Raw genomic sequence first — 23,634 nt, forward strand, 5'->3', positions numbered from 1 at the left:
TGATGCAGAACCTGCTCGTCACCGGCGGTGCCGGATTCATTGGTTCGAACTTCGTCCACTATATGCTGGAGAAGTATCCTGCGTACCGGATTGTTGTCTATGATGTGCTCACCTACGCTGGGCGTATGGAGAACCTGGCGCTTGCGCAGGGCAACCCGCAGCTGTCTTTTGTGCGGGGCGATATCTGTGATATCGATGCCGTGCGCGCTGCCGTGGACACGTACCAGATCGATACGATCATCAACTTTGCCGCCGAGACCCATGTCGATCGCTCGATCCTCGCTCCTGATGCTGTGGTGCGTACCAATGTCAATGGCACCTGGGCTCTGCTTGAGGTGGCCCGCGAGCGCCAGCTGGAGCGATTTCATCAGATCAGCACCGATGAGGTCTATGGGGCTATTCCTGCGCCGCAGCGATCAACGGAGGGCGACCCCCTGGAGCCGCGTAGCCCGTACTCGGCGAGTAAGGCTGGTGCCGAGCATCTGGTCTATGCCTATTTCATCACCTATGGCCTGCCGGTGACGATGACCCGCGGCTCGAACAATATTGGCCCCTTCCACTACCCCGAGAAGGCCGTCCCGCTCTTCACCACGAACGCGATCGATGATATCCCGCTGCCTATTTATGGCGATGGGCTTCAGATGCGCGACTACCAGTTTGTCCTTGATCACTGTGAGGGCATTGATCTGGTGCTGCACAAGGGCGCGCTCGGTGAGACATACAATGTTGGCACTGGGGTGGAGACGGCCAATATCGACATGGCCCACAAGATTCTGCGCATCCTCGGTAAGCCCGAGAGCCTGCTGCAGCATGTGACGGATCGCGCCGGCCATGATCGGCGCTACGCGCTGGATTGTAGCAAGCTACGGGCGCTCGGCTGGAGCTCGCGCCACAGCTTTGATCAGGCGCTAGAGCGTACGGTGCGCTGGTATGTGGAGCATGAGGGCTGGTGGCGGCCGATTAAGTCTGGGGAGTATCTGGAGTACTACAAGCAGCAGTACGGCGCTCGTTAGGGTTTCTGTAGGGGCGCATTATGTGCGCCCCTACGGCTGTTCCTCAATCTTTTTGGCTGGGAGCCCCTCTCTCTCCCTCTCCCCCCTCTCCTCCCCCGCGCATACATGGTGCGATCTGAGCTGACATTTTTGTCACGTTATTACATAGTATGTGTACTCCAATTCTCAGCACAAACCCGTACTTCTGCTATATACTGATCTCTGCGTGGTCTCCAATATATCTCGTATTATAGTTTAAATATCTTCTTAAGTGTGTATATGTCAGATGTTGATCATTGGTCAGGTGCTCGTACGGGAGGTTCTTCTTGTGATGTCTCTCTCTTCTCATGACTCTTCAGTGTCTGGCAGTATGAAGACGCAGCACCGCGCCGGCGATGTGCGCGTGCTATTCATCCATGCCTCCCAGGATCATCTCTCTGCTGAATATAAAGTCCACAAGATCTTTGCGGAAAGCGCCACCGCCTATGGGGTTGAGAGTCACTTTGTCTGGCAGCGAGGATTACAATCGACGAGCGATAATACGATGGTCTTCCCCTGGCCTGAGCGCGTGCGTTACATTGATTTTGGGCGCGATCTCTCTCTCGGTCTCCATGGAGGGCGCCTGCGGCGTGCTCGGATGATGCTGCGTAGTATGCCGAGCGCTTTGCGCGAGACAATCACCTATGTCCGTGTTATCCGGCCCGATCTCATCTATACGTCACAGCAGGTCTATGATGTGAGGGTCGCTCGCTTCATCACGCAGATGACTCGTGTGCCCCATGTGATACATATTCACTATACCGTTGGGAAATGGCTGGGCGGCGATGTCTTGCGCGCTATACAGAAGACTCCGCGCCTTATCGCAGTCTCTGAGTTTATCCGCCAGAATGCTATGCTCCAGGGCGTCTCTCCTACGACGGTGAGCACGGTGCCAAACCCAATAAGCCCAGAGGTGTTCCTTCAGGGCTCTGTCCAAGAGGGCGATGCGCGCGCGGCCATGCGGGCTGAGTTCGGCTGGGCCCCTGATACCCCTGTGATAATCGCAGCTGGCCGCCTTGATCCGATGAAAGGCCACCACAAGCTGATCGAGGCGTTTGCTGCGCTGCTCACGCATGTGCCTCATGCTCGGTTGCTGATCTGTGGGCGTACCTTTAACAGCTCTACCTACCCAGATATGCTCAAGCGGCGTGTTGCTGAGCTCGGTATCCAACACGCGGTCGTTTTTGCTGGGCACCGCTATGATGTCGCTGCGCTTATGCGTGCGGCTGATGTCTTTTCGCTGCTCTCAGAGATGGAGCCCTTTGGCCTCGTCTTCCTGGAGGCAATGGCTGCCCGCCTTCCGGTGGTGGCATATTATTCGGGTGCTGTCCCCGAGATTGTGGCCGATGGTGTCACTGGCCTGCTCTCCTATCCTGATCAAGTAGAGCCGCTGGCGCATAATATGGCGCGGCTGCTCTCAGATCGCACGCTTGCCGCGCAGATGGGGAAGGCTGGCTATGAGCGTGCCTCTAGCACATTCTCGTCTACGGTGATCGTTCCTTCTTGGGCTGCGCATCTCCACCGGTTTGCTGGCTGCTGATGATCTTCACCAATAGCGATCCGAGTTCGGTTGTGAAATCTATCAGGTGTGGCTAGTGATAGATGTACCGCATTTCAGTAAAGGTGTCTGTTTTTATGCGACGAACGTTTGTGATGCTCATGCTTGTGGCGGGTATGGTGGCTACGGCCGCTTGCTCTCGCTCTGCCCCGATACGCCCTGCCCCTGCGGCTGACGCCAGTCCGCTGCCGACTTCGTCATTGGTCCAAGTTCCTATTGACGATGCCCCCGCCCCTACAGATGATGTGCCTGTTAGCACGCCGCTGCCGTCTTCTCCCGACGGTCGTCCCCTGATCACGGTTCATGTCGATGGTGACACGCGTCCGCTCGATGATCGCCTCTTTGGGACGAACATACCTGCTTGGCTCGGCCCAAGCAATCTTGGGAGCAGAGATGTACGCACGCTGACCACGGCTCTGGGCGCGTCGGTGCTGCGTCTTCCCGGTGGTAGCTGGAGCAATGCTTATAGCTGGCTGGCGTGTGAGACCGGAGATAGCGACGGCTGTTACTGGACGTGGGCTGCTCGACCGACGGACTTTCTGAACTTTGTGCGCGCCACTGGGCAGCAGGCCATGTGGACGGTCTCGATCAATGGGACGTCTAAGGAGGCTGCTGCCCTCGTCGCCTTCTTTAACGGCTCAGTAGATGACACTACTGTGATTGGGGTAGATGTTCGTGGCAAGGATTGGAAGACGGTTGGCGACTGGGCGAAGCTTCGTGCGGAGAACGGTAACCCTGAACCGCTGCCGATCAAGCTTTGGGAGGTTGGGAACGAGGTCTATGGCGGCAAGCCCGATGGCGGCGGCCCCGAGTGTGCTGATTGGGGCTGGGAGGATGTTTGGACCTGCGATGGCAAGGAATATATGCTTGGCAAGGGTGCGGGGGCAGAACGCCACGAGGGCTACCTGGAGTTTCGTGCCGCGATGCGCGCCGTCGACCCGACGATTATGGTGGGGGCGGTCGGCGTGCCGCATCCGAGCGACTGGTCAAACTGGGGGAATGAAGTCATTGTTGAGGGGGGTGCGAACCTCGACTTTTATGTCGTTCATTACTATGCATTTGACCGTCAGCCCGAGAGCGCTGAGTCTATCCTTGTCACTCCCCAGCAGATCTGGGCGGGGATTATGGACTCAACCAACGCCGCCTTCGATGCGCTCGCAGGCGGGCGTCGTGCCCCCGTCGCTGTGACTGAATATAATCTGGTGGCCTTCCAGGAGATCGATAACGAGCAGATCATGACCCGCGCTGCCAATGCGCTCTTTGTTGCCGATATGGTTGGGCAGATGGCAGTGCATGGCGTCACACTGGCAAACCAGTGGGATCTTGCCAATGGTAAGGCTGGGAATGGCACTGACTATGGTTTGATCAATGTCGATACGAAGGAGCGTTCGCCGCAGTACTACGCGCTCGTTCTCTGGAGCCGTTTTGCTAACACGCTTCTCTTGGTTGATTCTCCCCTCTCCGATACGACGACGCTGAGCCTCTATGCTGGGCGTGCTGATGATGGCACCCTTAGCATCATGGCGATCAATAAGACTGGTGAGCCGCTTGATGCTCAGCTCCGGCTTGACGGTGCATCCGGCACATTCAGCGTCTCTGCTGATACGTTCGCTGCGCAGAGTCTGGACTCCACCGACATTACCTTTAATGGGGTCGCCGATCCAGCTATCGATCTCTCCGATGCGCCAGCAGCGAAGGTAGGGGATGTTGATGAGGCGCTAGATTATGTCTTTGCGCCATATTCGATCACACTGCTCCATCTTGTGCCGACACCATGACGATGTCGTGTATCCCTTCTGGGTGAGCAAAGATTTCTGAGACCCTACGTGGCGTATGCACATCTGTAAGATCAATGAGGCTCCTGATGATGAGCAATAGTCGCTACATGGTACTCTTCTGTCTCCTCGTAGTGCCTCTGCTACACTTCGGAGGCACCCCCGCTCACGGGTTCAATCTCGCTGCTACCACGGTTGTCCCTAAGGGTCAGTCAGGCTGTGTGACGGGTACAGTTGTCGCTGGCTCCAATAAGGTTTTCAACGGCGACTTTAGTATTCCGGCAGGGAATGGCCCAGAGATTAATCCTGGAGCTGGGTTCGATAGCGATTTGCCAAATGTCGGTCCTGACACCTACCCTTACGATGAGAACGGTGGAGGATTTTCGATTATTAGCACTGGCGTTTTTACTGTCGCTAACCGCTCTCTGATATATGGCCGGCCTTTTCCTGGCGACCCTCGCCGTGCTGTCGCGGCTTCACAGCCTTACTTTTATACTAAGCCGAACAAAGACAGAAGCGGCAATGATATTTACGGTACGAAAGGCTATGCGCTCCTCTGGACTCAGCAGGTCACCCTGACGATCGGCACGACCTACAATTTTTTTGCCTACTTTAATAATATGCTTCTCCCCAGCGTAGGCGATAACAATTTCGTAGATCCGCAGATTAAGCTGCTTGTCAACGATGTGCCCGCTGGTGATTCTATCTTTGTGCCGGAAACTCCTGATGAGTGGGTTCCTGTGCAGTTCTCTTTTTCCCTCAGCGGTGAGGTTGGTGCTCAGGTTCCGGTGACCCTTCAGATTCGTGACTATGCGGCACAACGTCTCACCTATGCCGGCGATGACTTCACGATGACTGGGGTCAATTTGAAGCAGTGTGTTTCTGGGCTAGGGGTTGCCTTCGCCAACCTGAAACCTGTCGATAATGGTGACGGGATCTACGATATTCCTTTTGTTGTCACTTTGCGTAATTATGGGGTGGATCCCCTCCCGATCACTGGTGTTCAAGTGGTCGCTGATCTCTCTTCGATTGCGCAAGCTGTTGACACATTCCATATCTTGAATTTGAGTAGCCCATCCCTGAGTGTAAATAGTGGCTTTAATGGGGTAAGTGATACAAAGCTGCTCTCTAGTGCTCTGAACGTGCTCCATTCGGGCTCGACGGCGACGATCACATTTACTGCACGTATCAAGTTGCTGCCGGGATCAACTATTGTTGGCCCGTTTAATATCCAGGTTACTGCCTCTGGCCAGGCTGGAACAGAGGATAGTGGATCTGGTGGAGGGGTGCCGATTATCGTCGAAGATGTATCTGCACCTGGGCTGGATCCTGGCCCTGATGATGATTTTAAAGATCCTGTCCAGGATACTCCAACACCAGTGTATATTACGCCAATGAAAATATATATTCCAATGGTGCAATTGTAAAATATATATTTGAGGCCTTTAATGTAAATCGTATGCATATCAAGCGTTGCTAGTGAGACTAGCGAGTTTTGATGTGTATGCGATTTTTCTTGTGCAATTTGGGGTTACGTAGAAATCTCACTCTTTGTGTCATTCATTGATCGCCCGAATCATCCGTGCTGGAACCCCACCAACCAGGGTGTTTGGCGGTACATTTTTTGTTACAATCGCGCCTGCTCCAACCACGCTTCCTGATCCTACTGTCACACCGGGCATGATCACACTGCGTGCGCCAATCCACGCCCCGTTCTCAATACAAACAGGTGCCGTAAAGAGTGGGCCTGCGCGATGGACTGTCTGGTCGATGTGGTGCGATGATGTTAAAATCATCACTTCATGGCCAATGGCAACGTGATCTCCAATATTGATATGCTCGTTGAGCTCAAAGGTGCAGCCGATATTGATGACGACGTTATCTCCGATGCATAGACGGTGATAAATATCCCCAGATCCGTAGAGAAATGGTGTGCCCATGATAGTGCTGCCATGACCGACGTGAATTCCGAATACTTTCAAGATCCGTGCTCGTGCTCGAATGCCTGTATATCGCGGTATCAGGCTTGTGATGATGTGCATAAGGATAATGCGGGGCTGAAGTGCGTTGATTTCCTCACGCAGGACTCGTTCAAGCTTTGCTGTCAACTTTGCCCTCCTTGGATATGTGCGGTGAGTATGTATTCTGTCATGGTAACGTGAACTGAATGCTATTTCTCTGCTGTGGGTGTTACGCTATCCCATAGAGTTGTCATTCGTTGGATATGTCGGATATGTAAAGATGTGTCATATGTATTGTTCCTGGCAGGGCCCTTAGTGGAATGAAATCCCTGTTGCTGCGCTTGAGTTGGATGTAGTGTGAATGTTCGGCTAACAAGAAGCCTCTATCGGCGTTTGTGTTTCAATCTAGCAGTTATCTTTTATTTTATGCGTATGACGAAACTGTTAGGAGATATTTGGGTTACGACTGGCTGTCGTTTTAGCGATAGGGCCCTCAATTATGAGCTCTGTGCCTCATCTCCGTGCAGGATTTCGCGGCTTTCTCACCTATTCTTTATGTTGTCAGATGAATATTTGCAAACGTGGTAATTCATATCCTGTATGCTCAATCCTGATAGGATTTCCTTAGCTTGACGTCATGAGCCTTCTATTCTCCCCTTGACTTTCACCGGGCTCTGTTCTTATGATGAAGCAGTGTCGTCACAGTATATCCCGAGGATGAAACAGTTATGGTACGGATTGTTCTACTAAGGCTTTTGGAGAGCTACTTCCGCCATCGCTGGCTGTATGTCCTTCCCATCGTGATTGCCGTTGGGGCGGGCGCAGTATTTGTCTCTAGCACGCCGCCCGAGTATTCGGCTAGCGGTCGTCTCTATGTGTCACAGCAGAACCTTCTCGCCGATCTGACATCCAGTAATACTGGAGGCTCGTGGTGGGTCTCAGCTGCACAGTCTACTGTCACCGAGATCAACGAGCTGCTTGGCACGCAGGCATTTATTCGCACCGTTATCCAGAAGACTGATCTCGAGCAGGGCATGTCAGGTGGGCCTGATGCTGTAGATGAGACTATCTCATATGCTCGTAGCATCCTGAGCCTCCAGGCTGCTGGTGATAAGCTAGTGGACATCAGCGCCACCGGCGATGATCCTACGATTGTGTATCAGATCGTGGTCTCGACGATGGATGCGTATGTCCAGTGGAAGATCAACAACGGCTATCAAGAGAGCATCGCCGCCCGCACCTTCTTCGATAACCTGATGAAGCCGTATCAGGACGATGTCGATCAGGCGCGGAGTGATCTTATCACGTTTCTGAATGCCCATCCGTCGCCGGTTCGCGGTGATCGTCCTCCGGCGGAGCAACTTGAGCTTGATCGCCTTCAGGCTTCAGTTCAGCGCGCTGAGGATCGCTTGAACAGTGCCCGCGATAATGAGGAGAGCGCTCGTCTCTCTCAGGTGCAGTCCGAGAGTGTCACCAAGCAGACATACATGGTGATCGATCAGCCTCAGGTTCCCCAGGAGGCTAAAGTATCGACGAAGACGATCGCGACCAATATGATTATCTTTTTGGTCGTAGGGGTCTTCCTCTCCGTGGCTGGTATTGCAGGTGGGGCGCTGATCGACCGGAGCTTGCGCTTCCCGATTGATGTGCGCCACGGCCTGAGTCTGCCGGTGCTGGCGATGGTTCCGGTTGCTCAGTTTATCGTCCTGCCTGCCCCTGCCGAGCAGGCGCTACCCACGCCAACGTTAGGTGCCACCTCTGCGGAGGCTGGGAAGAGTGAATCGTCGCTGCTTCAGCCGCAGATCTGACAGCTGTCGCCAAGCCGATTTCTCAGAGGGTGTAGCTCGTTGCGACCTACCCATCTATAAGGCACGTATCTATGTCGAAGCGACAGAAGAAGAACCAAGGTGTTGATGTCGATCACGTCCTCACCGTACGCTCTACAGATGGCATTCTTCAGCGCACGTTTGACGCTGATGTGATCCAGAGCTTTCGCTATATGTCAACGGAGCTGACCCTGAATGGCGACCTCCCTCGCAGTGTCGCGGTGATAGCTGCCCTTCGTGGTGAGGGTGTCACTCATACGGCGGTGGCGTTAGGTGCGACTCTCGCGCACGATACGGGCGCCAGCGTTTGTGTGGTCGAGCTGAATTGGTGGTCTCCTGGGCAGATTGCTCTGCTCGACCCAAAGGTGATCGCAGAGGCTGCGAGTAAGAAGCGTCGTAAAACGAGTTCCCCATCATCTGCTGAGCCCGCTCTTGCTAGCCACCCAGGCTTGGCTATGGTTGTCTCTGGTGAGGTGAGCCTCGATGATGCCATAATCCACAGCGATATGCCCAACTTTGATCTGCTCCCTGCGGGCGAACTCTCCGTTGCTAAGCGCCCTTCGATGGCGCGGAGCGCCGCGCTTCGTGAGCTCATGAAGCAGCTGTCAGCTCGCTATGATCACCTGATCCTGGATGTTCCCGCTGTGCGCACGACGAGTGACTCTATTGTCCTTGCGTCGTTGGGCGATGCCTGCATTGTTGTCACACGTCAGGGTGCCACCTCCACTGCGAGCGTGCAGCAGGCGCTTGATGATGTCAAAAGCCTGACGATGCTTGGCGTGGTTCTCAACAAGGTCACCATCAAGACACCAGGCTGGATCCGTGCGCTGGTACCACAAGAGTAACTGCGTGTGGAGGAGGGCTACTGATGAAAGTCTTTATGGGGTTCTTGCTTGTCTGCTTCTTCTCCGGGTGGCTGATGAATAAGGTGAGCCTGAAAATCATGGCGCTCTTGTTGATCGGACTCAGCGTTATGGTGACAGCGGGCTACTTCTTCCTAAACCTCATCTAGCACAGATCCTGGGGGCTGTTGGACAAAATGTTCTATTGTAGACTTTGCCCAGATATGCTGTGCCGAATCTGTACTCTATGATCGCACGAGGCGGTATCGGGCTGTCCGCCCAAATCGCCAGAGGTCTATGTCGTTATGGCGGTTGATGCGTTTCTCCCCAAGCGAGTACCCACTGTCACCGAGTATATGCGGCGATCACAGATCGCATGGTGGCTCTTATTTCTGGGCCTGCTCGGGCTCAGTGGGGTAGTCGGCTTTTTGATGAATAGCAATGGTCCTTCCTGGTCGGTAATCGCATGGATCATCTACTTCGTCGGCATTGTTGCTATCTTCTATAACCCGCGCTACGGCGTCTATATGATCCTTGGCTTTACGCTGATGGGCGACCAGGTCATGCTCTACTGGTACCCGTTCACTAAGAATTTTTCAAGCGCCGAGTCGATCATGTTTCTCAGCCGCGCGGTGAATCTGAGCCCGCTAGAGAGCTACATGGTCTTCACGCTTTTCTCGTGGTTTGGCCGGATGGCAATGGAGCGGCGGATTCGCTTTCGTGCCGGGCCGCTCTTCTGGCCTGCGGCCATGTTTACATTCTTCATAACGGTTGGTCTGGCCTATGGAGTCTCTCGTGGTGGTGCGTTTAAGATCGCGCTCTGGGAGGTTCGTTCGATCTATTATCTGCCAATTGCGCTAATTCTTACCGGAAATCTGATACAGACCCGTGATCAGCTCAATAAGCTGATCTGGATTATGGCATTGGCAATTGGCTATAAGGGCCTCGCTGGTGTTTTTTATATCGGGATTGCGCTCAATTGGGATATTGGGAGTGTTGAGCAGATCGGCGAGCACTCCTTGTCTATCCACTACAATGCTTTTTTTATCCTGGCGATCACTGTCTGGTTTTACCATGACTCGGTTCTCAAGCGGCTGATCTTGCCTATCTTGACGCCGTTCATGCTGTATAGCTTTTTGGCGAACCATCGACGCGCCGGCTTCCTTACACTTGGGTTGGGTATTGGTATTGTTGTATCTATGCTCTACCGTGAGAACCGCAAGCTGTTCTTCACGCTTGCGCCGACTGGTCTTGTCGTTTTTCTTGCCTACCTCGCTGCTTTCTGGAATAACACCGGCTCGATCGGTATGATCGCCCGAGCTGTGCGCTCCGTGGTTGGTCAGCCCACAGCGCGTGATGCTGCCTCAAATGTCTACCGCGATCTCGAAAACATCAACTCGATGTTTAATATTAAGAGCTCGCCGATATTTGGCCTTGGATTTGGTAATAAGTTTCATATCGTCGCTCCGATGCCAGATATTAGCTTTTTCGAGTGGTGGGAGTACATTACCCATAACTCGATCATGTGGATCTGGATGGAGGCAGGCGTCGGGGCATTTTTTGCCATGCTGCTGCTTACTGGCATGACGATGATTGTCGGCGGGCGGGCGGTTTGGAATGTGCCGCGTGGCCCATTGCGGGCGGTTGCGCTTACCGCGACACTCTATGTGTTTATGCACTTCACCTATGCATATGCTGATATGTCTTGGGAGGGTATCAGCATGACATTTGTTGGCACGATGATGGGCCTGATCAATAGCATCGAGCTGATCGCCTCGCGGCCGCTGCCTGCTCAGGTGAAGCGCTGGCCATGGGTGCCTGATCGTGATGCGCCGCTTGAGAAGCGCTGGCCATGGGTGCCTGACTCAGGAGTTCTCCCTCCCTACCGCCAGCCGAAGGTTTGGCCTATGCCTGTCCCTGCTTATCGCGCAGCTCAGGCCTCGCGTGAGGCGGCGCGTCGTGAGGCGGCGCGTGTGTCTCAGCATTGAGGCGCTCTTCTCTATGATGAAACGCAACCACGCTCGCATAGCAATTCTCGGCTTACTGCTTTCTACCGTTTACATCGCTGCGTGTGGTCCTCAGCGGCCAGTTATTTCGCCTGATCAGGCTGCCTCTCAGGTTGCCCCGACGGTGTCTTCAGTCTTTGGCGCGCAGCCGAGCCCCGTGCTTGTCCCTACCCGTAGGCCGACCTCTGTCTCTAACTCGATCTTGGCTGCGACGCCTAATCCTACGGCGGTGGCCCAGGCTACTATTGCAGCTATGGGAGAGGATCAGTTTCGTGTCGTTACTGTCTATGGTGATACACTGAGCTCTGATTGGTCTGTGAAGAACAGCTTTCAGATAAATATCGATCTAACTAACAGAGAGTATATTGATCAGGGCCGATCTGCTATCAAATCGCAGCCGCTGTACACGACGGGTATCCTCTATTTCACGTTAGATAGAGCCGCAAAGGAGACATTTCTCCGCTCGAAAGTTCAGGCTGTACGCTTCTATTTGAGCGGCGGCGCAAACCCAATTAATAACGATGCTATTGCGGTCGCGGTTGTGGGCAGCAATACACAGCCCTATTGGGTCGATGGTGATACCTCGGTGAAAATCGAGGGTCGAGTCACCGATAACCAGCCTGTATTCTCTGAGACGAGGCTCTCGTTCCTGGGCATTAATACGGCGATCCCGCCAAAGACATATGTGGAGGTTACGGTCTGGCTTGATAGCCTTATCTATGATCCGCTCTACACCTATGTCACAGGCTTTTATCTGAAGACTGATAAGGCTGATGCGCCCACATTTTATGTGGATCAAGTAAGCCTGCTGTTGCTGCCAGATAAGCCGTAGCATCGCTTCAGTATCGTGTCGCTTATTTACGCAACGCGTCTATTCTCTAAAGGAAGTTGCCCCTATGATCAGTGGAAAGACTATCGCCAAGAATGTCGGCGTGATGATGGCCTCGCAGCTGATAACCTGGGTGATGGCGTTTATTCTGGCGATCTTCTTGCCGCGCTATGTGGGGGCTGAAGCGATTGGTGCAATCACAATCGCTACCTCGGTGTGGTTGATCATGAGCGTGTTGTATACATTTGGCATGGATACACACCTCACGAAGAGCATCGCACGCGATCCTTCAAAGACATCGGAGTTACTTAGCACGAGTTTGGTGCTTCGAACGATATTCTTTCTGATTGGCTGTGTCATCGTAGCTCTCTACGCGAGAATCATGCAGTATGATCTGCAACTTACTACGGTGATCTGGATCATGGGTTCCTACTTTCTTACGTCATCTTATGCCGCTGCGTTCAATGCCTCGCTTATTGGCTTAGAACGTATGGAATTCATCTCGATCTCAAACATTGTTGGCAAGACCTTGCTCACAGCCGTTAGCTTGCTGATGATCTACTTAAATGCTGGGCTCTATCTTGTGATCTCCGTCATGACATTCTCGTCGCTGGTCTCCTGCACTATCCTCTTTATCTCTCTTAACCGCCAGCAGCCTCTCCGATTCCAGGTGGACTTTTCCAACATGCGAGCTGTCGCACGGGATTCATCAGTCTACCTTGTCTCTGGCCTAGCCATGGTGATCTATCAGCAGATCGACAAGCCTTTCATATCTGCCCTTGTTGATACAACTACTGTTGGTTGGTACGGTACAGCTATGAATCTGTTTGGCACGCTGATGTTCCTCCCGGTTGTTTTCAGCTCAGTAGTATTTCCGGCGATGGCACGTAGCTACGCATCCGGAAACAATAAGCTGAATATCATAGCCCAACGCAGCTTCGATTTGATGTTTCTCATCAGCATCCCTGTAGGCCTTGGCCTGGTCGTTATTGGCCAACCGCTAGTGGATCTCCTCTATGGGCCGCAGTTTAGGCCAAGTGGTGGCATTTTGATGATGCTTGGCGTCGTTCTGATCTTCACGTATCTCAACACGATCCTCGGACAGTTGTTGATCTCAACGGATCGCACTAGTCGGTGGAATATTGTGATGATAGTGGCGATTGTGGTGACCTTGCCGATCGACTATGTGATGGTGCCTTGGACTCATCAGGTCTATGGGAATGGCGGTCTGGGTGGCACTTTTGCCTTTCTCATCACTGAGTTTGCCATGGTTGTGGCTGCTATTCTTCTTCTTCCGCCGAAGACCTTGCAGTGGTCGAATGTGCGAACTGCATCACTCACGCTGCTCTCTGGGCTGTTGATGATGGCAACGAGTTGGTGGTTCCGTGAGACGATGATGCTTGTGTCGATCGGCATCGCGGCGGTCACCTATATTGGGGCGGTGGCGCTTCTGCGGATTGTTCCGAGTGAGGATGTCCTCCTGATCAAGAATGCGGTGATGGGGATTATTGGCCGGCTGCGCCGTCGTAAGGATGCTTCAGCAAGCCTTGGTAATTAGGAGACCAGGGTCATCCGATAAGATAGGGAGGGGCACCGCATTTACTGAAAGGCATGTCATACATGGCGACCATCCATTCGACCGCCGATGTCTCACCGCAGGCGGAAATTGGCGATGGCACTCGGGTATGGGCCAATGTGCAGATCCGTGAGCGCGCGAAGCTGGGTCGCAACTGTATTGTTGGCCGGAATAGCTATATTGAGTTTGATGTTTCCGTCGGCGATAACGTCAAGATCCAGAATAACGCCTCCCTCTATGTTGGCCTCACGGTCGAAGACGGAGTCTTCATTGGCCCCCACGTCATCTTCACTAACGACAAGCTCCCTCGTGCGATTAATCCTGACGGTAGCCTGAAGAGCGCCGCCGACTGGCATGTTGGGGAGACCCTCGTGCAATACGGGGCGGCGATAGGTGCCGGTGCTGTGATTGTCACGGGCGTCACGATTGGCCGTTGGGCGATGGTTGGCTCCGGTTCGGTCGTTACGAAGGATGTGCCTGACCATGCGCTGGTTGTTGGCAATCCAGCTCGTGTCATTGGCTATGTGAGCGCCACCGGTGTTCGCTGCGCTTCTTTGGAAGAGGCGGCGTCCTTGACGCAAGACGAGGGTGGCGTCTGACGCTCTCTGTGGCTCACCAGCTCACACCTCCCCCCATTCTGTCGCACCGATCTCGTTCCTCTTCCTCCCTCCCCTTCGGTCGGCAAGCCTCTTCTGAAAGCCAATACGCGATGGGTGCATTCCATGCTGCATCTTCATTCGCAGGTGGCTGCTGGTATGATTGCTACGTGAGCATGTAAGAGCGTGAGATATTCCAACTGGTTTTTTGTGGTTTAGCCTCACCTAAGTTATTTCTTATATGTCGTACGGGGATTGGTCATCGTATCCTCATCTCCATATACAACTATGGTGACGTAATAGGGAATACATCAGGCAACGTTTTTCCTTGGGTCTACTCATCATAAGGACGGACCACTATGGTAAGCATTGGTGTTATTGGCTACGGCTACTGGGGCCCGAACCTTGTTCGGAACTTCTCACAGGCAAAGGGGGCTCACGTCACCGCTGTTTGCGATCAGCGCCCCGAGCGGCGCGCGCTCGTCGAGAAGGTCTACCCCTCGGTGAAGACCTTCTCCGATATAGATGAGATGCTGCATAACCCTGATGTCGAAGCGGTCGCTATTGCTACCCCCGTCTCCTCGCACTTTCCGCTGGCAATGCGCGCCATCCAAGCAGGCAAGCATGTCTTTGTCGAGAAGCCTTTTGCTGCGACGGTGGCCGAGGGTGAGCAGCTGGTGGCCGAGGCTGAGCGCCGCAAGCTCACCCTCATGGTCGACCATACCTTTATCTACACAAGCGCAGTGCGTAAGATCAAGGAGCTGCTCTCCAATGGGTCTTTGGGTGATCTTTACTACTATGACTCGGTGCGGGTCAACCTTGGTCTCTTCCAGAGTGATGTGAGCGTCCTCTGGGATCTGGCGGTTCACGATCTATCAATTATGGATTTCCTGATCGGGCGGAGCCCGACGATGGTGGCCGCCACAGGTATGTCGCACGTCCCAGGTCGGCCTGAGAATATGGCCTACCTGACCTGCTTCTTCACGAATAATCTGATTGCTCACTTCCATGTGAACTGGCTCGCCCCTGTGAAGATTCGTCAGACCCTGATCGGCGGCTCTGAGAAGATGATCGTCTACGATGACATTGAGATGAGCGAGAAGATCAAGGTCTATGACAGCGGTATCACCGTCAACCAGGATGAGGACTCGGTCTACCAGCGCCACGTGGGCTATCGAACCGGGGATATGTGGGCACCGCGCCTCGATAATATTGAGGCCTTGAAGATCGAGGCTGAGCATTTTGTCGAGTGTGTCGAGACGGGCCAGCAGCCGCTTTCGAGCGGCCACGCTGGGCTGCGTGTCGTCCGGATCCTTGAGGCCGCCTCTCGTTCGATGGCTAATCATGGACAGCCCGTAGAGCTGTAGGGCGCAGCGTGCTGATACCACTAGGAGGACTTCTATGGTTCCGTTTGTTGACCTAAAGGTACAGTATCTCTCTATCAAGGAGGAGATCGATACCGCTGTGCTCGGTGTGCTGGAGAGCACGCAGTTCGTACTTGGCAAAGAGGTCGCCGCCTTTGAGGAGCTGTTTACTGCGTACACCCAGACGAGCCATGTGATGGGGGTGAACACTGGTACCAGCGCGCTGCACCTCTCCCTTCTTGCCGCCGGCATTGGCCGCGGCGATGAAGTGATCACGACTCCCTTCACGTTTATTGCCACGGTCTCGGCCATCGACTACACCGGTGCCACCCCGGTCTTTGTTGATATTGACCCGGCATCGTTCACGATCGACCCGGCAAAGATTGAGGCGGCGATCACGCCGCGAACGAAGGCTATCTTGCCGGTGCATCTCTATGGCCAGCCCGCCGACATGGATCCGATCATGGAGATCGCGAAGCGTCACGGGCTGGTGGTGATCGAAGACGCCGCGCAGGCCCACGGCGCTGAGTATAAGGGCCGTCGTGTCGGTAGCATCGGCGACCTCGGCTGCTTCAGCTTCTACCCTGGCAAGAACCTTGGTGCCTATGGCGAGGGTGGCGCGGTGACGACGAATAACCCCGAGTTTGCCCGCACGGTGAAGATGCTGCGTGACTGGGGGGCTGAGCGAAAGTACTACCACGACCTGAAGGGCTTTAACTACCGGCTGGAGGGTATCCAGGGCGCGGTGCTTAAGGTCAAGATGAAGTATATCGAGGGTTGGACCGAGGCCCGCCGCGCGGTGGCTGCGCGCTACGACGAGGCGCTTGCCGGTACCAGCATCCGTACTCCGACCGCCCTGCCCGACCGCCGCCATGTCTATCATGTCTACGCGATCCGCGATGCCCAGCGCGATACGCTCCAGACCTTCTTGCACGACCATGGGGTGAGCACGGGCATCCACTACCCGATCCCGGTCCACCTCCAGCGCGCGTTCGCCGAGCTTGGGCACAAGGAGGGAGACTTCCCGCACTCCGAGGCTGCCGCTCGCGAGGTGCTCTCGATCCCGATGTACCCCGAGCTGCCTGAGGATCAGCAGGATCTGGTGATCGCTGCCCTTAAGGCATGGCCGCTTCAGTAATCCCTTCTTACTAGGAGAACTCATACTATGAGCACAACCCCCCAGCGTGTTCTCGTCACCGGCGGCGCGGGCCTGATCGGCTCGCATATCGTCGATTTACTGATGGATGGCCGCGAGCAGGGCAAGTACGGCGAGATTGTGATCGTCGATAACTTCGTGCGCGGCCGGATGGAGAACGTGGCAGCAGCGAAGGCCCGCGGCGACCTGACGATTGTTGAGGGCGATATCACCGACCGCAAGCTGATGGCTGAGGTGATGCAGGGTATCGATCTGGTCTTCCACCTGGCCGCCATCCGTATCACCCAGTGTGCGGAAGACCCGCGCCTGGCGGTTGATGTGCTGGGTAATGGCACCTTCAATGTGCTTGAGGCCGCCGTGCAGGCCAACGTGAAGAAGGTGGTTGCTTCATCGTCGGCCTCGGTCTATGGCCTGGCTGAAGTGTTCCCGACCACGGAGAAGCACCACCCCTACAACAACCGCACGATCTATGGTGCGATCAAGGTCTTCAACGAGGGTCTTCTGCGTAGCTTCAACGATATGTATGGCCTGAACTATGTGGCCCTGCGCTACTTCAACGTCTACGGCCCGCGCATGGATATCTACGGGGCTTACACCGAGGTGCTCATCCGCTGGATGGATCGAATCATCGACGGCAAGTCGCCGCTGATCTTCGGCGACGGCAAGCAGACGATGGATTTCGTCTATGCTCCCGACATCGCCCGCGCCAACATCCTCGCCGCCGAGGCCGATGTTTCTGACGAGGTGTTTAACGTAGCCTCCGGCGTCGAGACGAGCCTGGAGGATCTGGCCCACGCCCTGATGCGCGCGATGGATGTGGACATGCCGCTTGAGTATGGCCCCGAGCGCAAGACGAACCCGGTGCCCCGGCGTCTGGCCGATATCAGCACGGCCCGCGAGAAGCTCGGCTTTGTGGCTCAGGTGGGCCTTGAGGATGGCCTGCGGGACCTGGTGGCCTGGTGGAAGTCGCAGAAGAGTGGGGTGTCAGCATGACCACAGATCTGAAGCGCCGCACGATCCCGCTCGCCCGCCCGCTGATCGGCGAGGCCGAGGCCGAGGCCTCGCGCCGGCCCATCATGTCCGGCTGGCTCACCCAGGGTCCGGAGGTCGCCGCCTTCGAGCAGGAGTTCGCCGCCTACACTGGCGCTAAGCACGCCACCGCCGTCTCGAACTGTACCACCGCGCTGCACCTGGCCCTGCTGGCCGTCGGCGTCGGCGCCGATGACGAGGTGATCACCGTGAGCCACTCCTATGTGGCCACGGCCAACGTGGTGCGCTACTGCAACGCCACCCCGGTCTTCGTTGATATCGAGGCTGCCACCAGCAACATGGATCCGGCCACGATTGCGGCGGCGATCACCCCGCGCACCAAGGCTATCCTCTGCGTGCATCAGATGGGCATGCCCTGCGACCTCGCGGCGATCACGGCGATTGCGAAAGCGCATGGCCTGCCGCTGATTGAGGATGCTGCCTGCGCCAGCGGCAGCGAGATCTGCTGGGACGGCCAGTGGGAGAAGGTCGGCAAGGCCCACGGCGACATCACCTGCTTCTCGTTCCACCCGCGCAAGGTGATCACCACCGGCGACGGCGGCATGCTCACCACGAATAACCCGGACTATGACAAGCAGTTCCGCCTGCTGCGCCAGCACGGCATGAGCGTGAGCGACCGGGTGCGCCATAGCGCCAACCAGGTGATCTTCGAGGAGCATGCGGTGATCGGCTACAACTACCGCATGACCGATGTGCAGGCGGCGATCGGGCGCGAGCAGCTCAAGCGTCTGCCTGAGATCGTCGCGACGCGACGCAGGCTGGGCGACCGCTACCGTCAGCTGCTGGCCGCCATCCCCGGCCTGACCATGCCTCACGAGCCGGAGTGGGCGCGCACGAACTGGCAGAGCTTCTGGGTGCGCCTGCCGGATGCGCTCGACCAGCGTGAGGTGATGCAGGGCATGCTCGACCGGGGCGTGGCCACCCGGCGCGGCATTATGTGCGCCCATCGCGAGGTGCCCTACCAGCGCGAGGGCGGCTACGACCTGCCCGAGTCCGAGCGGGCGCAGGATCGGAATATCATCCTGCCGCTCTACCCGCAGATGACCGATGAGGAGCAGGATTACGTTGTCGAGATGCTCAGTGAGGTATGTGCATCCTCGGATGCACATACCTCCAATATTGTCTGAGGGGTACGTCGTTGCGCATTCTTCGAAACGTTTCAGATGAGTTCTGGTGGGAGGTGGCGCGGAAGTGTAGCTATGCCACCTTCTACCAGACACCGATCTGGAAGGAGTTGGCAGAGCGCTCTTTCCCTGACCGCTACCGTAATGAGACATTCGGTGCGATCTTGCCGAGCGGGGTGCATGTCGTATTCCCTATGATGAGCACACGGCGGCTAGGCCCAGTACGCTGGCTTGAATCTACCTTTGCGGGGTGTTACGGCGGATTCATCGCGGATGGGCCCGTCTCTTCTGATGAGGCGACAGCGATCTATAAGCATGCGTGCGCCTCCTCGACATACTCGTTCTATGTCCTCGAGAACCCGCTGGGGCCTCAACTCCCAGATGCGATCAAGCCCCAGCTGAACCTCGTGGTCAGTGAAGACACGTATGTCATCACGCTAGATGCCGACTTCGACACCCTCTTCGCGCGCTTCAGCCGTAGCCGACGAGCCGCCTATCGACGCGGGATCAAGAAGGGGGTCAAGGTTCGCTTGGCGACCACACTTGATGACTACCGGGCGTACTATGTGAGCTATCGGGACGCGGTTGCACGTTGGGGAGAGGACGAGAACTACGGTTATCTGTGGCCCCTGTTCGAGCAGATCTACCAGCTGAGCCAAAACCACCCTGAGCAGATCAAGCTCTGGGTGATGACCGTGAGCGATCAGGTTGTGGGCGGACGCCTCTTCTTCTACTGGAATCAGCAGGTGTCATTCTGGACGGGCACGGCGCATCGCGACTTCTTACACCACAATGCGATCCCTGTAGCTGACACCGAAATCTTGCGCGACGCCATTGCGCAAGGCTATCGTCACTTCGACTTCAACACGAGTGGCCTTAACCAAGGGATGGTGGAGTACAAGCGACGCTTCGGGGCAACAGGCGTAAATGTGAATGCCTGGTATTTTGAGAACGCACTGATTACATCTGCACGATCTATATCCAAGGGCGTGCGTACCCGACTCACATCGATGCTTCGCCCCAGAGCGTCATCTGGTGCTTAGCATAGTGATCTAGGGAGGCGATAAGCATGGCTACCAAGAAACCTCTGTTATCTGTCACCGTCCTTAACTACAACTACGCGCACTATCTGCCAATCTGCCTGGACTCGATCCTGAAGCAGACGTTCCAGGACTTTGAGCTGATCTTGATTAACGATAAGTCCACTGATAACTCGCTAGAGGTCATCGAACCCTACCTGAGAGACTCGCGGGTGCGGCTAGTGGATCATGTCGAAAACAAAGGATTCATGCGATCCCTGATTGAGGGTGCAGATATCTCACAGGGGCCTTATATCACCGTGATCTCAGCTGATGACTGGATCCTTGAGCCGACAGCCTTTGAGCAGCAGATCGCGGTGATGGAGCGTGATAAAGAGGTCGCGTTCACGTTTACCGATTACGGCTGCTACACCAGCAACGAGACCTGCACCTATCTGATGCACCCGGCGCCCGAGAGCTATATAAAGCCGGGGTTGGAAGCATTCAAAGACATCATCATCTCACGCTCGCCGCTGCACAGCGGTACGATCATTCGTAAAACGGCCTATACGGAGATCGGCGGCTACGACCCAGACACGCTCTATGCGGTTGATACGAAGATGTGGGCTGGGCTATGCCTCGTCGGCAAGGTGGCCTATATTAACGAAGTGCTGTATGCCTACCGCATCCATAACCAGAACATGTCGCGGAGCAAAGAGGTTGTGCGCAAGAGCATCACCGAGGTGCTAGATCTGATCGATTGGTCGTTTGGGCTGATGACAAAAGAGCAGCGCGACTCGCTCGGCTGGCTCTATAAGAAGGCGGTACGTCGGGCGCTGGCCAGCTACACGATCCTATTCACCTTCCAGTTCAACAATCTCAAGCTTGGCTGGTACTACTTCTGGATCGCGTTTAGGATGCGCCCAGCAGAGACACTCTTGCAGAATACTATTTTGGTTTTGCTCCTGCGCACCATTCTTGGAGCCCGCGGCTATCGCTGGTTTGAGAAGATGAAGTCGCTCTTTAGCAGCCGAACCCGCAAACGTCTGACGACCGAGGCCATTCATGTTGGCACGAATAGCTAAGGTGGATTTCTCATGAGTACGCTCAACCCGAGGCAGGTTGCGAAGAAGATCATCGACACGACCGGAAATGCAGTTCTTAGCCCACCCTATGGGGGCTTCGGCTTCTTTCATAACCACGGCCCGCGCAACCAGCGTAAGATCGCGCTCACATTCGATGATGGCCCAAGTAAGCCGAGCACCACCAATCTGCTCGACGCCATGGACGATCTCAATGTGAAGGGCACCTTCTTCTGCGTCGGGATGCACGTGACGTTCCATCCCGAGGTGCTACAGCGGCTGGATGCGGCAGGGCATATTATCGGCAACCACTCAATGCTGCACGCCCGCAAGGATGGGCTCCTGCTGAACAGTGGCCCGCACATCGACGACAGCGCGGATGCGATCGCCAAGGTGATTGGTCGTCGCCCACGGCTCTACCGCCCGCCGTGGGGATGGCTCACTCCATGGGAGGGCCAGCGCCTGACTCAGCGCGGCTACGCAGTGATTGGTTGGGATGTGTACACCCTTGACTGGCAGACACCTGAGGTTGACAGCGATCTGATCGCGGCCGGGATTCTCCGCGATGTGCGGCCAGGATCGATCATCCTGCTCCACGACTCCGGCGCGGTGGTGTCCGAGTGCCATAAAACAAACACCTTACATACGGTGCAGAAGATTGTCCCGCAGCTTCGCGCGCAGGGGTACGAGTTTGTCACCATCCCTGATCTCTTAGGGCTGCCAGCATATGGGCCGCTGGAATAGGAGATACTTACCTCTCGCGTAGTGGCGCAGCTCAGATGGGAGCTTCCTTGACCCATATATCAGTAATCATCCCTACCCGTAATCGCACAGCGCTTGTGCAACAGGCTATCGAGAGTGTCCTGGCGAGCTGTAGCGAGGCGCTTCAGGTAGAGATTCTGCTCATCGATGATGGGGAGAACGATGAGACCAAGCTGATCGCACATCGCTACCCGCTCAACTATCTGCGCGGCCCGGGGCGCGGCGTCTCGGCCGCACGAAATGTCGGGCTTAGGGAGGCCACCGGCAGCTACATCACCTTCCTCGATGATGATGACACCTGGCCAGCGAACAATCTCATGCGCCAGATCAGGTTTCTTGATGAGAACCCATCCTATGGCGCGGTCTGCTCCCAAGTGGTGCTGACCGACGATGCGGGAGAGATCTGCTCACCGCCGTACCCCAACCCGCCCTTCGCCTCCGGCTGGATGTTCAACGACTTTCTGAGCTATATCCCGCAGGTTGGCTCGCTCCTGGTTCGCCACGATATTGCGATGGCAGTCGGCGACTTCGACCCTAACCTTCAGGGCGGCGAGGATTGGGACTGGGCGCTACGCCTGGCGCGCATCTGCCAGATCGGATTTGTTGCAGAGGTGGTGCTGCACTGGCGCATGCATAACACAGCGCGCTTCGATGGCGCGGGGAACCGGCGGATAGAGGATATCACCTGGCGGCGCTACACCGATGTTATGGATGTGGCACATCGCCATATCGAGGGCGGCCCGCCACGCAGCTGGCTGGCGAAACAGCGCATTTTGCTCAAGCATAAGGGGCACTACATCCCGCTCTTTACAAGGTATGCGATTGGGTATGCGCGTAAGGGCAAGCTGAGGCAAGCGGCGATCTGTTACTGGCTCGCCATCCGCATCTCCCCGCTGCATATCGTAAGCAGCACTGCAAAGACAGCACTGAGGCAGCTGCAAAGCAATCTGTCTCGGCTGAGGGCTAGCGAGAGACTGCCCAGGTAGCCGGCGCACAAAACGTCGTAATAGCTCAGCTCGCAATGATACACGAGAGTGGCTCAGCTCCCCAAGTCCTGGCTAGAAGCCAGACACCGGGGAGTTGCTATATCCGCTGCGGTTCGCATGACAACGCAATGTATATAGATGTCTCAGGCGAAGCAGCCGCGCCAGTTATATCAAATCTGGCAAGATACGGTGCACCTGCGGCCTCGTCCCTCACCCCCGCCTCGCTGCGCTCGGCACCCCCTCTCCCTTTAAGGGAGAGGGGGCAGGGGGTGAGGGACAAATGCCCACGATCAAACAGGATTTGATATTACAGAAATATCCCGTAAAGCCCAGCAGCTTTAGCGCTGGGAGCCGTTACGCATTTCTCATCTATAGCTGATACACTTACGGTGGATCTCGAGGCGCGCAGGCCGCAGCTCTGGCGGCAGAAGAGCTGTATTTCGAGCGAGCGGATGCAGATGGAGTTAGCCCGATGAGTAAGTTAGCACAGCAGGTTCGACAGGGCGTAGCGGAGCCGGCGCAACGACCGAACTACGGCTCGATCCGGGGGCTCTGGGATAACGGGCGGGCCGTACTGCGCGCACGCTGGTACTTTCGTACCGCAACCCACGTGGGCCCACGCGTCAGACTCTGGGGACGCGCGTCGGTGCAGAACTATGGGAAGATGATCATCGGCAACCGGGCTCGCCTCGTCTCGACAATCGTCCCCCTGGAGATCGTTGCCGGGTCGCAGGGCACGCTCGTCATCGGTGAGGGCAGCTTCATCAACTACGGTTGCTCGATCGCGGCAACAGAGCTGGTGCAGATTGGCCCCAACTGTCACATCGGGACCTATGTGATCATGATGGATAATGACTTTCATCGGATTGAGCCTGAGCGGCGCACTGAGAGTCCCCCGTCGGCGCCTATCATCTTGGAAGAGAATGTCTGGCTAGGCGCACGGGTGACGGTATTGAGCGGGGTGACGATCGGGGCCGGCAGTGTCGTCGGCGCGGGCAGCGTTGTGACAAGAGATATCCCCCCGCGATCGCTGGCCGTCGGCATGCCCGCCCGCGTCATCAGGCAGATCTGAGAGGGCGAGAGCCCTCCGT

Annotated in this window: 21 protein-coding genes; 20 read left to right on the forward strand and 1 reads right to left on the reverse strand. The window is 55.8% G+C overall.

The annotated features are described in order from the left end of the window. Positions 1-2: 2 nt before the first annotated feature. The 4 genes from rfbB (at position 3) to K2Z83_RS14155 (ending at position 5,791) form a co-directional block, all read left to right on the forward strand. The gene (rfbB, locus tag K2Z83_RS14140; protein WP_220595832.1) at positions 3-1,013 is read left to right on the forward strand and encodes a dTDP-glucose 4,6-dehydratase; all 1,011 of its coding nucleotides are present in this window, start codon (positions 3-5) and stop codon (positions 1,011-1,013) included. Between the two features lie 265 nt (positions 1,014-1,278). Beyond that, positions 1,279-2,571 carry a glycosyltransferase family 4 protein gene (locus K2Z83_RS14145; RefSeq protein ID WP_220595833.1) on the forward strand — a complete coding sequence of 431 codons (1,293 nt, stop codon included), beginning with the start codon at positions 1,279-1,281 and terminating at the stop codon, positions 2,569-2,571. 95 nt (positions 2,572-2,666) lie between these two features. Continuing rightward, positions 2,667-4,367, forward strand: coding sequence for an alpha-L-arabinofuranosidase (locus K2Z83_RS14150; protein ID WP_220595834.1), 1,701 nt, complete (start codon positions 2,667-2,669; stop codon positions 4,365-4,367). 218 nt (positions 4,368-4,585) lie between these two features. Then, positions 4,586-5,791: a hypothetical protein gene (locus K2Z83_RS14155; RefSeq protein WP_220595835.1), complete on the forward strand. Its 1,206-nt coding sequence runs from the start codon at positions 4,586-4,588 to the stop codon at positions 5,789-5,791. 129 nt (positions 5,792-5,920) lie between these two features. Here K2Z83_RS14155 and K2Z83_RS14160 read toward each other — a convergent pair whose 3' ends face one another. Then, positions 5,921-6,472 (reverse strand): DapH/DapD/GlmU-related protein, encoded by a 552-nt coding sequence (locus K2Z83_RS14160; protein WP_255603945.1) that lies wholly within the window; start codon positions 6,470-6,472, stop codon positions 5,921-5,923. Positions 6,473-7,053: 581 nt separating this feature from the next. Between K2Z83_RS14160 and K2Z83_RS14165 the strand changes: the two genes are divergently transcribed. The 16 genes from K2Z83_RS14165 (at position 7,054) to K2Z83_RS14240 (ending at position 23,615) form a co-directional block, all read left to right on the forward strand. Beyond that, a complete protein-coding gene (locus K2Z83_RS14165; protein ID WP_220595836.1) occupies positions 7,054-8,133 on the forward strand; it encodes a Wzz/FepE/Etk N-terminal domain-containing protein in 1,080 nt (359 codons plus the stop codon). A gap of 71 nt (positions 8,134-8,204) precedes the next feature. Next, the gene (locus K2Z83_RS14170) at positions 8,205-8,996 is read left to right on the forward strand and encodes a CpsD/CapB family tyrosine-protein kinase (protein WP_220595837.1); all 792 of its coding nucleotides are present in this window, start codon (positions 8,205-8,207) and stop codon (positions 8,994-8,996) included. A 23-nt stretch (positions 8,997-9,019) separates the two neighbouring features. Further along, positions 9,020-9,163 carry a hypothetical protein gene (locus tag K2Z83_RS14175; protein ID WP_220595838.1) on the forward strand — a complete coding sequence of 48 codons (144 nt, stop codon included), beginning with the start codon at positions 9,020-9,022 and terminating at the stop codon, positions 9,161-9,163. A gap of 135 nt (positions 9,164-9,298) precedes the next feature. After that, positions 9,299-10,981 carry an O-antigen ligase gene (locus K2Z83_RS14180; RefSeq protein ID WP_255603946.1) on the forward strand — a complete coding sequence of 561 codons (1,683 nt, stop codon included), beginning with the start codon at positions 9,299-9,301 and terminating at the stop codon, positions 10,979-10,981. 13 nt (positions 10,982-10,994) lie between these two features. Further along, positions 10,995-11,831 (forward strand): hypothetical protein, encoded by an 837-nt coding sequence (locus K2Z83_RS14185; RefSeq protein ID WP_220595839.1) that lies wholly within the window; start codon positions 10,995-10,997, stop codon positions 11,829-11,831. A gap of 64 nt (positions 11,832-11,895) precedes the next feature. Continuing rightward, positions 11,896-13,386: a flippase gene (locus K2Z83_RS14190; protein WP_220595840.1), complete on the forward strand. Its 1,491-nt coding sequence runs from the start codon at positions 11,896-11,898 to the stop codon at positions 13,384-13,386. Positions 13,387-13,448: 62 nt separating this feature from the next. Further along, a complete protein-coding gene (locus K2Z83_RS14195) occupies positions 13,449-14,003 on the forward strand; it encodes an acyltransferase (protein WP_220595841.1) in 555 nt (184 codons plus the stop codon). 356 nt (positions 14,004-14,359) lie between these two features. Beyond that, positions 14,360-15,367, forward strand: a complete 1,008-nt coding sequence (locus K2Z83_RS14200; protein WP_220595842.1) for a Gfo/Idh/MocA family protein — start codon at positions 14,360-14,362, stop codon at positions 15,365-15,367. 34 nt (positions 15,368-15,401) lie between these two features. Then, positions 15,402-16,502, forward strand: coding sequence for a DegT/DnrJ/EryC1/StrS aminotransferase family protein (locus K2Z83_RS14205; protein WP_220595843.1), 1,101 nt, complete (start codon positions 15,402-15,404; stop codon positions 16,500-16,502). Positions 16,503-16,529: 27 nt separating this feature from the next. Next, a complete protein-coding gene (locus K2Z83_RS14210; RefSeq protein ID WP_220595844.1) occupies positions 16,530-17,513 on the forward strand; it encodes an NAD-dependent epimerase/dehydratase family protein in 984 nt (327 codons plus the stop codon). After that, positions 17,510-18,697 carry a DegT/DnrJ/EryC1/StrS aminotransferase family protein gene (locus tag K2Z83_RS14215; RefSeq protein ID WP_220595845.1) on the forward strand — a complete coding sequence of 396 codons (1,188 nt, stop codon included), beginning with the start codon at positions 17,510-17,512 and terminating at the stop codon, positions 18,695-18,697. The genes K2Z83_RS14210 and K2Z83_RS14215 overlap by 4 nt, the downstream gene beginning before the upstream one ends. Positions 18,698-18,708: 11 nt before the next feature. Further along, positions 18,709-19,737 (forward strand): GNAT family N-acetyltransferase, encoded by a 1,029-nt coding sequence (locus K2Z83_RS14220; protein ID WP_220595846.1) that lies wholly within the window; start codon positions 18,709-18,711, stop codon positions 19,735-19,737. A 26-nt stretch (positions 19,738-19,763) separates the two neighbouring features. Beyond that, positions 19,764-20,798, forward strand: coding sequence for a glycosyltransferase family 2 protein (locus tag K2Z83_RS14225; RefSeq protein ID WP_255603947.1), 1,035 nt, complete (start codon positions 19,764-19,766; stop codon positions 20,796-20,798). Positions 20,799-20,810: 12 nt separating this feature from the next. Further along, positions 20,811-21,539, forward strand: coding sequence for a polysaccharide deacetylase family protein (locus K2Z83_RS14230; protein WP_220595847.1), 729 nt, complete (start codon positions 20,811-20,813; stop codon positions 21,537-21,539). Between the two features lie 35 nt (positions 21,540-21,574). Beyond that, positions 21,575-22,543, forward strand: a complete 969-nt coding sequence (locus K2Z83_RS14235; protein ID WP_255603949.1) for a glycosyltransferase family A protein — start codon at positions 21,575-21,577, stop codon at positions 22,541-22,543. 664 nt (positions 22,544-23,207) lie between these two features. Continuing rightward, a complete protein-coding gene (locus tag K2Z83_RS14240) occupies positions 23,208-23,615 on the forward strand; it encodes a DapH/DapD/GlmU-related protein (protein WP_255603951.1) in 408 nt (135 codons plus the stop codon). Positions 23,616-23,634 lie beyond the last annotated feature (19 nt).

It is taken from the genome of Oscillochloris sp. ZM17-4 (genome assembly GCF_019599295.1).
Lineage (GTDB): Bacteria > Chloroflexota > Chloroflexia > Chloroflexales > Chloroflexaceae > Oscillochloris.

Excerpts from the sequence above, each read along its gene's own strand:
- K2Z83_RS14185 (WP_220595839.1), top strand. The coding sequence starts at position 10,995 with ATGATGAAACGCAACCACGCTCGCATAGCAATTCTCGGCTTACTGCTT.
- K2Z83_RS14145 (WP_220595833.1), top strand. The coding sequence starts at position 1,279 with ATGTTGATCATTGGTCAGGTGCTCGTACGGGAGGTTCTTCTTGTGATG.
- K2Z83_RS14200 (WP_220595842.1), top strand. The coding sequence starts at position 14,360 with ATGGTAAGCATTGGTGTTATTGGCTACGGCTACTGGGGCCCGAACCTT.
- K2Z83_RS14175 (WP_220595838.1), top strand. The coding sequence starts at position 9,020 with ATGAAAGTCTTTATGGGGTTCTTGCTTGTCTGCTTCTTCTCCGGGTGG.
- K2Z83_RS14170 (WP_220595837.1), top strand. The coding sequence starts at position 8,205 with ATGTCGAAGCGACAGAAGAAGAACCAAGGTGTTGATGTCGATCACGTC.
- K2Z83_RS14195 (WP_220595841.1), top strand. The coding sequence starts at position 13,449 with ATGGCGACCATCCATTCGACCGCCGATGTCTCACCGCAGGCGGAAATT.
- K2Z83_RS14205 (WP_220595843.1), top strand. The coding sequence starts at position 15,402 with ATGGTTCCGTTTGTTGACCTAAAGGTACAGTATCTCTCTATCAAGGAG.
- K2Z83_RS14165 (WP_220595836.1), top strand. The coding sequence starts at position 7,054 with ATGGTACGGATTGTTCTACTAAGGCTTTTGGAGAGCTACTTCCGCCAT.
- K2Z83_RS14210 (WP_220595844.1), top strand. The coding sequence starts at position 16,530 with ATGAGCACAACCCCCCAGCGTGTTCTCGTCACCGGCGGCGCGGGCCTG.
- K2Z83_RS14235 (WP_255603949.1), top strand. The coding sequence starts at position 21,575 with ATGGGAGCTTCCTTGACCCATATATCAGTAATCATCCCTACCCGTAAT.
- K2Z83_RS14240 (WP_255603951.1), top strand. The coding sequence starts at position 23,208 with ATGATCATCGGCAACCGGGCTCGCCTCGTCTCGACAATCGTCCCCCTG.
- K2Z83_RS14180 (WP_255603946.1), top strand. The coding sequence starts at position 9,299 with ATGGCGGTTGATGCGTTTCTCCCCAAGCGAGTACCCACTGTCACCGAG.
- K2Z83_RS14230 (WP_220595847.1), top strand. The coding sequence starts at position 20,811 with ATGAGTACGCTCAACCCGAGGCAGGTTGCGAAGAAGATCATCGACACG.
- K2Z83_RS14225 (WP_255603947.1), top strand. The coding sequence starts at position 19,764 with ATGGCTACCAAGAAACCTCTGTTATCTGTCACCGTCCTTAACTACAAC.
- K2Z83_RS14215 (WP_220595845.1), top strand. The coding sequence starts at position 17,510 with ATGACCACAGATCTGAAGCGCCGCACGATCCCGCTCGCCCGCCCGCTG.
- rfbB (WP_220595832.1), top strand. The coding sequence starts at position 3 with ATGCAGAACCTGCTCGTCACCGGCGGTGCCGGATTCATTGGTTCGAAC.
- K2Z83_RS14150 (WP_220595834.1), top strand. The coding sequence starts at position 2,667 with ATGCGACGAACGTTTGTGATGCTCATGCTTGTGGCGGGTATGGTGGCT.
- K2Z83_RS14190 (WP_220595840.1), top strand. The coding sequence starts at position 11,896 with ATGATCAGTGGAAAGACTATCGCCAAGAATGTCGGCGTGATGATGGCC.